This window comes from Hymenobacter koreensis (genome assembly GCF_039541855.1).
In the GTDB taxonomy this organism is placed as follows: Bacteria; Bacteroidota; Bacteroidia; order Cytophagales; family Hymenobacteraceae; genus Solirubrum; species Solirubrum koreensis.
This window is the reverse complement of sequence record NZ_BAABHA010000004.1, coordinates 65985-78712: the sequence shown is the minus strand read 5'-3', so window position 1 is coordinate 78712 and position 12728 is coordinate 65985. Positions and strand designations below refer to the sequence as shown.

The 12728-nt window shown below is 59.0% G+C and carries 11 protein-coding genes; 3 read left to right on the top strand and 8 right to left on the bottom strand.

Annotated elements, in window-relative coordinates; all coding sequences use genetic code 11:
• Positions 1–69 precede the first annotated feature (69 nt).
• Positions 70–843: an AMP nucleosidase gene (locus ABD903_RS09215; RefSeq protein ID WP_345223507.1), complete on the bottom strand. Its 774-nt coding sequence runs from the start codon at positions 841–843 to the stop codon at positions 70–72.
• A gap of 268 nt (positions 844–1111) precedes the next feature.
• Between ABD903_RS09215 and ABD903_RS09210 the strand changes: the two genes are divergently transcribed.
• Positions 1112–1552: a type I restriction enzyme HsdR N-terminal domain-containing protein gene (locus tag ABD903_RS09210; RefSeq protein ID WP_345223505.1), complete on the top strand. Its 441-nt coding sequence runs from the start codon at positions 1112–1114 to the stop codon at positions 1550–1552.
• A gap of 15 nt (positions 1553–1567) precedes the next feature.
• On the opposite strand, the gene ABD903_RS09205 is transcribed toward ABD903_RS09210, so the two are convergent.
• The 5 genes from ABD903_RS09205 to ABD903_RS09185 all read right to left on the bottom strand — a co-directional run bounded on the left by ABD903_RS09205 (position 1568) and on the right by ABD903_RS09185 (position 6902).
• Positions 1568–3520, bottom strand: a complete 1953-nt coding sequence (locus tag ABD903_RS09205; protein WP_345223503.1) for an LTA synthase family protein — start codon at positions 3518–3520, stop codon at positions 1568–1570.
• Complete coding sequence (locus tag ABD903_RS09200) at positions 3521–4129, bottom strand: SMI1/KNR4 family protein (RefSeq protein WP_345223501.1); 609 nt, start codon at positions 4127–4129, stop codon at positions 3521–3523.
• 99 nt (positions 4130–4228) lie between these two features.
• On the bottom strand, positions 4229–5356 hold the full coding sequence (ald, locus tag ABD903_RS09195) for an alanine dehydrogenase (protein WP_345223500.1): 1128 nt from the start codon (positions 5354–5356) through the stop codon (positions 4229–4231).
• An 84-nt stretch (positions 5357–5440) separates the two neighbouring features.
• Positions 5441–5929: a hypothetical protein gene (locus tag ABD903_RS09190; protein ID WP_345223499.1), complete on the bottom strand. Its 489-nt coding sequence runs from the start codon at positions 5927–5929 to the stop codon at positions 5441–5443.
• 175 nt (positions 5930–6104) lie between these two features.
• Positions 6105–6902: a DUF1573 domain-containing protein gene (locus ABD903_RS09185; RefSeq protein ID WP_345223498.1), complete on the bottom strand. Its 798-nt coding sequence runs from the start codon at positions 6900–6902 to the stop codon at positions 6105–6107.
• A 372-nt stretch (positions 6903–7274) separates the two neighbouring features.
• On the opposite strand from ABD903_RS09185, the gene ABD903_RS09180 reads away from it, so the two are divergent.
• Entirely contained in the window at positions 7275–9698 is a 2424-nt protein-coding gene (locus tag ABD903_RS09180; RefSeq protein WP_345223496.1) for an alpha-ketoacid dehydrogenase subunit alpha/beta, read from the top strand.
• A gap of 75 nt (positions 9699–9773) precedes the next feature.
• On the opposite strand, the gene ABD903_RS09175 is transcribed toward ABD903_RS09180, so the two are convergent.
• Complete coding sequence (locus tag ABD903_RS09175; protein ID WP_345223494.1) at positions 9774–10298, bottom strand: hypothetical protein; 525 nt, start codon at positions 10296–10298, stop codon at positions 9774–9776.
• Between the two features lie 120 nt (positions 10299–10418).
• Between ABD903_RS09175 and ABD903_RS09170 the strand changes: the two genes are divergently transcribed.
• Positions 10419–11435: an acyl-CoA synthetase family protein gene (locus ABD903_RS09170; protein WP_345223492.1), complete on the top strand. Its 1017-nt coding sequence runs from the start codon at positions 10419–10421 to the stop codon at positions 11433–11435.
• A 114-nt stretch (positions 11436–11549) separates the two neighbouring features.
• Here ABD903_RS09170 and ABD903_RS09165 read toward each other — a convergent pair whose 3' ends face one another.
• On the bottom strand, positions 11550–12707 hold the full coding sequence (locus ABD903_RS09165) for a sigma-54-dependent transcriptional regulator (protein ID WP_345223490.1): 1158 nt from the start codon (positions 12705–12707) through the stop codon (positions 11550–11552).
• Positions 12708–12728: the final 21 nt, after the last annotated feature.

Here is a 12728-nt window from a genome sequence, read left to right as displayed (position 1 = left end):
GACCTCAGGGCTCATAAAAAACCCCGGCCATTGCTGACCAGGGTGCTTTATCCTTGCAGGTACAAAGGCTTACTCGAAGCGCATGTGCTTCACCGATTCGCCGGAGTTTTTCAGTTCCAGCAGCGACTCGATGCCAATTTGCAGGTGCGTGTTCACGTAGTTCGTGGTTACGGTCTTGTCGCTTTCGGCCGTTTTCACGCCTTCCGGCGTCATCGGCTCGTCGGACACCAGCAACAGGGCACCGTGGGGAATTTCGTTCACGAAGCCTACCACGAAGATGGTGGCGGTTTCCATGTCCACGGCCATGGCCCGGATTTGGCGCAGGTAGGTCTTGAAGTTCTCGTCGTGCTCCCATACGCGGCGGTTGGTGGTGTACACCGTGCCGGTCCAGTAGTCCTTCTCGTGCTTCTTAATCATCGACGACACCGCGCGCTGCAGGCGGAACGAAGGCAGGGCCGGAATTTCGGGCGGCAGGTAGTCGTCCGACGTACCCTCGCCCCGGATGGCGGCGATGGGCAGAATCAGGTCGCCCACTTTGGTTTTGCCTTTCAGGCCCCCGCACTTGCCCAGGAACAGGGCTGCCTTGGGCTTAATGGCCGACAGCAGGTCCATTACCGTGGCCGCCATGGCCGAGCCCATGCCGAAGTTGATAATGGTAATGCCGTTGGCCGTGGCCGTTTGCATCGGCTTGTCGATGCCGCGGATTTCCACGCCGAACTGCTCGGCGAACATGCCCACGTAGTTAATAAAGTTGGTCAGCAGAATGTACTGACCGAACTCTTCCAGCGGCACGCCCGTGTAGCGCGGCAGCCAGTTTTTGACGATATCGGATTTATCTTTCATGCAGTAGGGAAGGGGTGTTTCGGAGGCGAAGGGAAATATGGGGTGAGAAGATAGGTTATGCGGAGGCACACAACCTAATGAAGGCAGTGCGGCCGAACGACAACCAAAGAAACGGGTGCAAAAAAACCGTCGTGCAGAGGCTGTACGACGGCAGAGCGGGAGCGAAAAGCGGAAGCAGTAGTTCCCGGGAGCCGTACCTTTGGAGGTGATGCAAGCCTTGAACCTGCCGCCTTTCGCCCACAAACTTACACAATCGGGCCCGAACCTCATGATATGGGACGTACTGCGCCGCCGCCAAGTGGTGTGCACGCCCGAAGAATGGGTGCGGCAGCACGTGGTGCATTACCTCGTGGAGCACCTCGGCTACCCGCGCGGGCTGCTTAGCCTGGAGCGCGGCCACACCTACAACCAGCGCCGCAAACGCACCGATTTACACGCCCTCGACCCCAATGGAAACCCCTTGCTGCTGGTGGAGTGCAAGGCCGCCTCGGTGCCGCTTACCGGGGCCGTGGCAATGCAGATTGCCACGTATAACCAAACCATAGGTGCCCCGCTGCTACTGGCCACCAACGGCGTGCAGCACTGCTGCTGGCGCGTGGTGCCCACCGAAAACCGGACCCAGCAACTCACCTTCATTCCCACTTACGCCGAAGCTCTGGAGCTGCTGGAGGTTGCCCAAAGTGCAGCAGAGCAACCCGAACAGCAATAGGAGCCGAGCCCTTCGTTAAGACTTGGGGCGCGGGTACAGCTTGTTGTCGAGCAGACCGTTTGTGAAGTACTGTACAGTAGCGCGCAGCTCGTCGCCGTACTGGCGCAGCTTGTCGGCAGGCGGGTTAGGCAGCGGAGTTGCGGGCAGGTCGTGCGTGCGGTAAGGGTAGAGCCGTACTTTGTTGTCGGTCGTTAGCTCGGTCACGTAGTCGCGGTGCACGAGGTAATGTGCCCCTCCCGAAAGGAACAGAGCGCGGCCGGGTGCCTGGGCATCGAATACAGAATAGCCGAAGGGCAGCAGATCGGCTGCACCGGCTGGAATGCCCACGTAATCGAGCACCGACGCGGGTACGTCGGCTTGCTGAGTAATGCGGCGCACATCGGCAGCGGGCAGCGGCTTGCCGGGATGAAAAAAAAGCAGCGGCGTTTTGTAAGCCCCCAGCAGGTTCTGATAATCCGGCCGGAGCGTTTGGGAAGTGTGGTCGGCCAGCAGCACGAACAACGTGTTGCGGTACCAAGGCTGTTTAGCTGCTGCCTCGAAGAAGCGCCGCAGGGCAAAATCGGTGTAGCCGATGGAAGCGTGAATAGGCAATTCACCCGGCGCAAACCGGCCCTGGTATTGGGCTGGTACCGGAAACGGCTCGTGCGAGGTGAGCGTGAAAACGGTGGAGAAAAATGGTTGCGGCTGCTGGCCGAGCTGGCGGGCGAAATACTGTAAGTAAGGCTCGTCGAAAATGCCCCAATGGCCGTCGAAATCGGGGCTGTTGCGGCCACCCGGGTATTCACTGAGGCCGTAATAACGCTGAATGCCGGCCTTTCCGGCGAAGGTGTTGAAGCCCATGGTACCGTTTTCGGCACCGTGAAAAACCGACGTGCTATACCCTGCGCGGCCCAGTAGCTCCCCGAGGCCGTGCAGCTCGTTGGTCTGGAAGTTGGAGGTGATGAACGAGCTTTCCATCAGGGCCGGCAAGCCCGCCAGCACGGCCGGCAGCGCCTCAATGGAACGGCGTCCGTTAGCGTAATGCTCCCGATAAAAGAGGCCCTGAGTAGCCAGCGAGTCGAAAAATGGCGTGTAGCTCTTCTGCCCGCCGTTCTCAATCCCATTGTACTCCGAGGAAAAACTTTCTACCAGCAAAATCACCACGTTGTCGCGCTGCGGGGCGCCAGTGTCGGCCGTAACTGGGCGCCTTTGCAGCGCCTCGTTCATGGCTTTGTCCGAGGCGAAATAAGTGCTGCGCTCTAGGGTGGGCTTGCCGTTGTGGTCGAAGTACGAAATCGTGCTTTTAAGGAAAGTGAACGTGCTGTTCAAGGCCAGGTGCCCAAGCGAAGGCGGCGTTTGCACAAAGGCATGGCCGGTGCGCAACGGCTTCAGTTGCAAGCCCCCCCGAATGCCGAGCACCGCCAGCGCGGCTACCAAACTCAGTTCCAAAAAGCCCCGCGCAAACTGCTGCAACGGTTGCCGCGTTTTCCCACCTGGGCTATTTGTGGCGGGCATCGGGTAGAAATACCACAGCAGGCCAAAAAGCACGGCAAACGGCAGCAGCAAAAACCAGTAGTGACCTACCAATTGGCCCGCTTGCCGCTCTATGTCGCCGGTTATGGTGAACAACTCATCGGAAGTGCGGCGCCCGATAAACTTAAAGTACTGGGTGTCGATGAGGTTCAGGGCAATGCCTACCGCATTCAACGTCAGGAAAATGCCCCGTAACGTGCGTTGCCACCCGGGCCCGTAAGCAGGCACGAACGACAGCAGCAGGAACGGGGCATTCAGTATCAGCAGCGCCGCTGCATCGAACCGGAAACCGTGCCAAAAGGCCCAAAGGGTTTCGCTGGCCGCTGCGGCGGCGAATACGTCGTAGTTCGCCGCGTAAAAAATGGCTCGCAGCAGCGCATACACCAGCAGCAGCAGCGCAAAGCGCCGCAGCAGCAAGGAGAACGTGTGTGAAAACCAGGGCAGCGTACGGGCCACTTACGGGTGGTTCTCGTCGGTTCGAACGGTGATTTTCTGGCCGGGCTTCAGGCGGCGAATCTGGCGGTAGAGGTCGGCGAGGGAGTACAAGCGCGACTCAACCGACATGCGCGAAATCTTCACGTTCTGCCCGTCGGTTTGAATGCATGTGGGCGGGAAAATAGCCAATAGCTCGCCGGGTTGCAGGTACGTGCCCAACTGCCGGAACGTGGCTACGGCCGAGAGGTCAAGCGCCTGATCGGGTTGCCGCTCTATGCCGATTAGAAATACCTGAAAAGGCACGTTTAGGTTGGCCACCTCGCCGGTTTCGGAGTCCAAAAACCACACCACGCCCTTGCGAAGCAGGAACTGGTTGCCCAGGCTGTCCTGTGCAAACGGAATGTCAGAGGCTTTTACCTTGGGGTAAATTTTGCAGAAGGCCGTGTCGCCGGTCCACACCTCGCGCAAGGAATGCCATTTCGGCTCGTGGCAGCAGCCCCGAAAATGAATACCGCCTAGGTAGGCAATTAGACCGTTGTGCTGAAGCAGAAAGCTTTGCAGCTCGTAGGGTAGCTGCTTGAACGTGGCCGCGTCGGAAACCGGCTCACCTACATAAGTAATGTCTTGCATGGTAGTAAAAGAAGCTGTCAAACTACGACAACTCAAATGATCAAAAAAGCCTCCCCAACACTGGGTCGGGAAGGCCTTTTGAAGAATGGGTAAGTTGAATTACACGTGAGCCGGCTGCAACACTTTGGCCACGTTGGTCATGGGCAAGTTCCAGGCATCGGCAACACCTTTGTACACCACCTCGCCGTTTACCACGTTCAGGCCGAGGCGCAAAGCGTCGTCGCGCAAGCAAGCCTCGCGCCAGCCCAGGTTCGCCAGTTTCAGGGCGTAGGGCAGGGTAGCGTTGGTCAGAGCCAGGGTAGAGGTATAAGGCACCGCACCGGGCATGTTAGCTACGCAGTAGTGAACTACGTCGTCGATGATGAAGGTGGGGTTTTCGTGGGTGGTGGGCTTGCAGGTTTCGATGCAGCCGCCCTGGTCCACGGCCACGTCTACCAATACGGTACCGGGCTTCATGTCCTTCAGCATGTCGCGCGTGATGAGGTGGGGAGCCTTAGCACCCGGAATCAGCACGGCACCGATGATGAGGTCGGCCGATTTAATGGCGGTGCGGATGTTGTACTCGTTCGAGTATTCCGTAACCACGTTCTTCGGCATGATGTCGTCCAGCTCGCGCAGGCGGTTCAGGCTGATGTCCATGATGGTCACCTGGGCACCGAAGCCGGCAGCAACTTTGGCGGCGTTCGTGCCTACCACACCACCGCCCAAAATGAGCACGTGGGCCGGACGAACACCGGGTACGCCACCCAGCAGAATGCCGCGACCTTTCAGGGGCTTCTCCAGATACTTAGCGCCTTCCTGCGGGGCCATGCGGCCGGCTACTTCGCTCATAGGCACGAGCAGGGGCAGCGAACGGTCGGTGCGCTCTACGGTTTCGTAAGCCAAGCAAGTAGCCTTCCGCTCAATCATGGCGTGGGTCAACTCCTCGCTCGAGGCAAAGTGGAAGTAGGTGAACAGCAGCTGGCCTTCCTTGATGAGGGGATACTCCACCGCAATCGGCTCCTTCACCTTCACAATCATTTCGGCTTGTGCGTACACTTCCTCAATGGTGGGCAGCATTTGGGCACCAGCTTGCTCGTACTCGGCGTCGGAGAAGCCCGAGCCTTCGCCGGCCGTGCTTTGCACGTACACGGTGTGGCCCGCTTTGCGGAATTCAGCTGCGCCGGCGGGGGTCAGGCCCACACGGTTTTCGTTGTTCTTTATTTCCTTCGGTACGCCGATGATCATGGGGAAGAAACGAGAGGTGAAATGACGGGGAAAACGGCCGCAAATATACGCACCGCCGCCGCGTAAACCCGAACCGGACCCGACTTAAAAGGCGAGCTTGTTGCTGGGAATTTCCAGGCGCGTGGCCTTCTGGCCTTTCGGGCCGTACACGCGGCCGTGATAAAACACCTGAATCTGACGTTGGTTGCCCTGTGGCAGGCGGTTGCCGCCGGCGTAAAAGCTCAGCGGTAAATCGTACGTGGTGCGGTAGGTGCCGTGGGCGGGAATGGTAATGCGGCGGTCCTTGCCGCGTTTTTGGCGCAACTCCCACGGCACAATACGGCCGTCTACCTGCACCACTGGCAAACTGGCCTGCGGCCGGGCCGGGCTCGATACCACGTAGGGTTCATCGTTGTTGTTGACCAGCTCCAATACCGTACGCACGGTATCCAGCGCGGTATTGGCATTCATCACGGGCAGTTTTACCCGCAGCTGCAGGCCCAGCTGCGGCGTGGCCTGGGGCACGTAAATGTTTCGGGTGCAGGCCCCGAGGAGGGCCGCAGCGCCGGCCAATGCAAGTAGAGCGTAACGCATAGGAGGGAGGCCGTTGAGAGAAGCCGAAAGCGCCGTCTGCAAACTTCCCGCCAGATGCCCCGGCCCTAAAACAACCCGTGCCGCGACTGGAAAGCCGCGGCACGGGTAAAAATCTGTTTATCTGAATGTTTGGTGGACCTGACGACGAATAACAAGCCCGCAAATTCAGCAGTTGTTATTTAAATGGTACGGCAGCGCCGCCTTCTTTCAGCATGCTTTGCTGCGAAAGGCTCTGCACCACGGTGGCTTTCAGGGTAACCTTGGCGTCGGGGCCGGTAATGTCATTCGAGTGCAGCGTAACTGTTTCGGTGGTTTGGCCCAGTTGGCGCTGGGCGTACTGCAGCTCCACCGTAGCCGATTGACCGGGAGCAATGGCCTTGGGGGCCGTTTTAAAGCTCACGCAGTAGCAGTTCGAGGTAACCGAAGTCAGTTCCAGAGGGCTTTTGCCGGTGTTTTTCACCGTGAAGCGCGCCGTGGGCGTCTGGCCCGATTCGAACTTGCCAAAGTCGTGTGCAGCGCGGTCGAGCACCATTTTGGGCGACTTAGCCAGCTCGGCTTCGGTGTACTTGGGCCGCATTTCGTCTTTGGTCAGCACGGTACCCTTAATGGTAAGCATGGTGCTGGTTTCCTTGGCGTTGCTGGTTACCGTTACCGTTTTGTTGAACTGGCCGGGCCGGCCAGCGCTGTTGTAGGAAGCCCGAATAAAGCCGCTTTTGCCGGGCAATACGGGCGTTTTGGTCCAGTCGGGGGTGGTGCAGCCACAGGAAGCCTGCACGTTGGCAATTACTACGGGCTGGTTGCCGGTGTTCTTAAACTTGAACTCGTAAGTGGCCACCGAGCCTTCAACCACATTGCTGAAGTCGTGGTCTTTTTTCTCGAAGTTCAGCACGCCCTGGGCTTGGGCGCTGAGGCAAGCCAGCGAAAACGCAGCGAGTACGAAGCCGCGACGCACAAGAGTAGAAATGGTAATCATGGGCTGGGGGTGGTAGCTGGTAAAACACGAGAGGCTGTGGCACACAACCGGGCTCATTAGCAAATATACGCATGCCGTATCCAATGCCGATGCCAGCAGGAAAGGAAGTACATCAGTTACACAGGGTGAAACGGCTAGTCGATTGTAAAATTTGGGCTTGTGTCGGTAATGACAAGCCATACTTAGCAAGCCGTTCTTACCTGATACGCCTTAAAGGCAGGTCGCTTCCGGGTAAAGCGAATCCTGCGTATACCCCACCATTCTGGGTCTTTATACCAAAGCCTCGGTTTTGCGTACTTTTGCCAGCCCGTCCGTGCGGACGGGGCGCCCTCCCCGGGGCGTTTCCCCTATTATTTCCCCGCCACCTCTCGCATGTCTACTGCCGAATCGGCCGTTGCACTTCAGGCCGCCGCTATGCTCAGCAAGGAAGAACTGCTCCGTGATTATCGCCTCGGCTGGGAAAGCCGCCAAGCCTCGCTCACCGGCCGCAAGGAGGTGTTCATGGGCAAAGCCAAGTTTGGCATTTTCGGCGACGGCAAAGAGCTGCCGCAGCTGGCTATGGCCCGCGCTTTTCAAGCCGGCGACTTCCGCTCGGGCTACTACCGCGACCAAACCTTCATGCTGGCCATTGGCGAGCTGACTTTGCAGCAGTACTTCGCCCAGCTTTACGCCCACCCCGACGTGGAAGCCGAGCCCGCCACGGCCGGCCGCGCCATGAACGGCCACTTTGCCACCCGCTCCCTCGACGAAGACGGTAACTTCCGCAACCTCGCCGACCTCAAGAATTCCTCGGCCGATATTTCGCCCACCGGCGGCCAAATGCCGCGCCTCGTGGGTTTGGCCTACGCTTCCAAGCTGTACCGCCAGAATCCTGAGCTCCACCAGTTCACGCAGTTCTCGCGCTCGGGCAACGAAGTAGCTTTCGGTACCATTGGCAATGCCAGTACCTCCGAGGGAATGTTCTTTGAGGCCATTAATGCCGCCGGCGTGCTGCAAATTCCCATGCTGGTGAGCGTGTGGGACGACCACTACGGCATTTCGGTGCCCGCCGAGTACCAGACCACCAAGCAGAACATTTCCGAAATCCTGAAAGGCTTCCAGCGCGAAGGCGAAGGCCAGGACGGCTTCGAAATTTTTGTAGCGCGTGGCTGGGATTACCCCACGCTGGTAGACACTTACCAGCGCGCCGCCGAGGTCTGCCGCCGGGAACACGTGCCAGTGCTCATTCACGTAACCGAAGTAACCCAGCCGCAGGGCCACTCCACCAGCGGCTCGCACGAGCGGTACAAGAGCAAGGACCGCCTCACCTGGGAGCAGGAGTTTGACTGCATGCGCCAGATGCGCCTGTGGTTGCTGCAAGAAGGACACGCCACCGAAGCCGAGCTCGACCAGATTGAAGCCGAAGCCAAGGAGGAAGTGCGCAAAGCCCGCGCCGCCGCCTGGGACGCCTTCTTCAACCCCATTAAAGCCGAGCGCGACGAATGCGCAAAGCTGCTGGAGGACCTCGCCGCCGAAACGGGCCGCCAGAACGAGCTGCACGAACTCATTCACCAGCTTCAGCACAACCCCACGCCCATTCGGGCCGATTTGGTGCGCTCAGCCCGCCGCGCCCTGCGCCAGGTGCGCGACGTGAAACGCTCTGCCGCCCGAGGGGAGCTGCGCCGTTGGCTGGAACAAGCCGTGGCTGAAAACGCCGACCGCTACAACTCGCACCTGTTCAGCCAGAGCGAAGAATCGGCGCTGCAGGTGGAGGAAGTAAAAGCCGAGTTTGCCGCCGACGCCCCGCAGGTGGACGGCCGCGAGGTGCTGCAAGCCTGCTTCGATGCCATGTTTACCCGCGACCCGCGCGTGTTTGCCATCGGCGAAGACGTGGGCCGCATCGGCGACGTGAACCAAGCCTTTGCCGGCTTGCAGGAGAAATTCGGCGAGCTGCGCATCACCGATACCGGTATTCGCGAGTGCACCATTGTGGGTCAAGGCATTGGCGCTGCCATGCGCGGCCTGCGCCCCATCACCGAAATTCAGTACCTCGATTACCTGCTGTACGCCATCCAGATTCTCTCCGATGATCTGGCCAGCCTGCAGTACCGCACCAAAGGCGGCCAGAAAGCCCCGCTGATTGTGCGCACCCGCGGCCACCGCTTGGAAGGCATTTGGCACAGCGGCTCGCCCATGCAAATGATTCTGGGCTCCATTCGGGGCATGCACCTGTGCGTGCCGCGCGACATGACCCAGGCCGCCGGCATGTATAACACCCTGCTGAAGAGCGACGAGCCGGCCATTGTAATTGAGTGCCTGAACGGGTACCGCCTGAAAGAGCGCATTCCGAGCAACGTGGGCGAGTTTACCGTGCCGCTGGGCGTGCCCGAGGTGCTGCGCGAAGGCACCGACATTACCATTGTCACTTACGGCTCCATGTGCCGCATCGTGCTCGACGCCGCCAAGCAGCTGGAGCAGGTGGGTATTTCGGCCGAAGTAGTGGACGTGCAAACCCTGCTTCCCTTCGACCGCGAGGCCCAGATTCTGGAGTCGATCAAGAAAACGAACCGCGTGCTCTTCGCCGACGAAGACGTGCCCGGTGGTGCTACTGCCTACATGCTACAGCAGGTGCTCGACGAGCAAGGCGCCTTCCGCTTCCTCGACTCGCAGCCGCGCTGCTTGGCCGCGCAGGCCCACCGCCCGCCTTACGGATCCGACGGTGACTACTTCTCCAAGCCTAACGCCGAAGACGTGTTCGACGTGGTGTATGAGCTGATGCAGGAGGCCGAGCCCGAGCGTTTCCCGAACATTTACTAGGGGCTTTCCACACAAAAACCGCCCCCGCTGGCTTCGGCCGGCGGGGGCGGTTATGTGAAGGTCGCAGCGAAATGCCTAACGCAGCGTCAGAATATCCGTTGTAATCGTGTTGCTTTCGTTGAGGGCCCGGTCACGGATACGTACCGTGAAGCGCAGCTGAGCACCGGTATAGGTAACCACGTTGAAGTTAGAGTTAACGCTGAACTCCAGGTCGCCACGCAGGGGTGCTTTTTTGTCTTCGGTAGGAGCCAGCGGGGGAAAACGGCTGTCGTATACCCCGGTACTACCTGGAATCAGCGGCTCAAAAGCGCCCGACTGCGGGTTGCGGATGAAGATTTCGATGAAGTAATTGTAGTCGAAGGGCGGGGCATAGGTCTGCTGGTTATCGGGAATACCCAGGTCACCGTCGCCGTCCTTAAACGAAATCGTTACAATCGGCTTGAAGAAAGGAGTACTGCCATCGGTAGGCGTAATGCGCTCCACCCGTACGCTCTTGAATTCAATCGACGGCGTTTCGGGGTATTCCGGGGGCTTTAGGCAGGAAGTAGCCATCAGCCCCAACAAAACCACAAATCCAGTGAGTAAGCGTGTGCGCATCATAGCAGTAAGAGGCAAAAACGGGGAAGAACGTTGCGTCCCGGCTGGTTGCTGGAAAGTACGTATTTCCAACGCAACCGCGAACGGATTGTTATGCTACTTCGCAAACTACACCGCCGCCGAATGAGTTTCCGCCCCGATTACTTGCGCGAGCTGGCCAACCTTACGTCCGCTTCTGCCGATGCCCTGGCGTTGCGCCTGTTTCGGCACCAGGCGGTGCACTGCGCGCCCTACAGCCACTGGCTGAAGCTGTTGGGGCGCACCGTGGAAAGCGTGCGGCGCGTAGCCGATATACCTTTCCTGCCCATTGAATTCTTTAAAAGCCACGAAGTAATAACCGCTGAGCCCGCCGATGCCTGGCAGTCACAGGAAGAGTTTTTGAGCAGCGGAACGACCCGGCAGCAGCGCAGCCGCCACCTCGTGCGCGACCCACAGCTGTACCGCCAGAACGCCGCGCGCATTTTTGAGCAGTCCTACGGGCCGCTGCGGGACTGGACTTTCCTGGCCTTGTTGCCTTCGTATTTGGAACAGGGACAATCGTCGTTGGTCGCAATGGTCGAGTTTTTCGTGCGCGAATCGGGGCAAACTGTGCGGCCCGCTTTTTTTCTGCACAACCACGCAGCGCTTCTTCAAGCCATTCGCGAAGCCCGCCAAGACCCCGGCCGGCGCCTAATGCTCATCGGCGTATCCTACGCCTTGCTCGATTTAATTCAGGACCACGCCAATGCGCCCGAACTGCGCCAGCTGGATGCCGTGCTGGAAACCGGCGGCATGAAGGGCCGGCGCCGCGAAATGATTCGGGAAGAGCTGCACGCCGAGTTGCAAGCCGGTTTCGGCCCCATGCCCATTCACTCCGAATACGGTATGACGGAGCTGCTTTCCCAGGCGTACAGCAATGGCGAAGGCCGCTTTTGGGCCCCTCCGCAGCTGCGCATACTCCTGCGCGACCCGTCGGACCCGTTTTCGGTGGATGAAAACCGCATGGCGGGCGCCATCAATGTTATCGACCTCGCCAACGTGGACAGCTGCGCTTTCCTAGAAACTCGCGACCTAGCCCGCCGCCACCCCGATGGCTCCTTTGAAGTGCTGGGCCGCTTGGACAACTCCGATATCCGGGGCTGCAACCAAATGGCTTCTTGAGTTGGTTTTCGTGCGTGCTGTAAAACAGTGAAATTACCAAAAAGCCCCTTCATCGTACGATGAAGGGGCTTTTTGGTAAATAGATAGCTGTAAAACAAAAAATCACCAGCGCAATTACTTCCCCGCGAAACTCTTGGCGTCATCCGTCGAGATTGGGTCGCCGCCCAAAATGACGAGGCGCTCCACCACGTTTCGCAGCTCGCGGATGTTGCCGCGCCAGTCCAGGCTCTGCAAATACTGCATAGCGTCGGGACTGATGCGTTTGGGCTTGGTGCCGTAGTCCTGGCCAATATCGGCCAGAAACTTCTCTACGAGGGCCGGAATATCGTCGCGGCGGTCGTTGAGGGCGGGAACCTTGATGAGGATAACGGAGAGGCGGTGGTACAAGTCCTCGCGGAAGTTGCGGTCGGCAATTTCCTGCAGCAGATTCTTGTTGGTGGCCGCTACCACGCGCACGTTCACGCTGATTTCCTTTTCACCGCCCACGCGGGTAATCTTGTTTTCCTGTAGGGCCCGCAACACTTTGGCCTGGGCCGAGAGGCTCATGTCGCCAATTTCATCAAGGAACAGCGTGCCGCCGTCGGCCTGCTCGAACTTGCCGATGCGTTGCTTTACGGCCGAGGTAAACGAGCCTTTTTCGTGCCCGAACAGCTCCGACTCGATCAATTCAGAGGGAATGGCGGCGCAGTTTACCTCCACCATGGGGCCATTCGAGCGGTTGCTTTGCTCGTGAATCTGGCGGGCCACCATTTCCTTACCGGCACCGTTCGGGCCAGTAATCAGTACGCGCGCATCGGTAGGAGCCACTTTCTCAATGGCAGTGCGCACGGTGTTCAGCGCCGCCGAGGTGCCCACCATTTCTGAGCTTTTGGCAACTTTCTTCTTGAGCGTTTTCGTCTCGGCTACTAGCTTGGTGCGGTCCAGGGCGTTGCGCACGGTTACCAGCAGGCGGTTCAGGTCTGGTGGCTTCTGGAGGAAATCGTACGCGCCTTTTTTGGTGGCGTCCACTGCCATTTCCACGTTGCCGTGGGCCGAAACCATGATGAAAGCCGCGTCAGGGGCAATGATCTGGGCGCGCTGCAATACTTCAATGCCGTCCATTTTGGGCATTTTAATGTCGCACAGCACCACGTCGTACTTGTCTTTCACCAGCATGTCGAGGCCGGTGGGGCCGTCCTCGGCTTGGTCGACCTGGTAGTTTTCGAATTCGAGAATTTCTTTGAGCGTATGCCGAATGGCACGTTCGTCGTCAATAATCAGGATGCGAGGCATGGAAAGCAGGCTAGGTCAGTC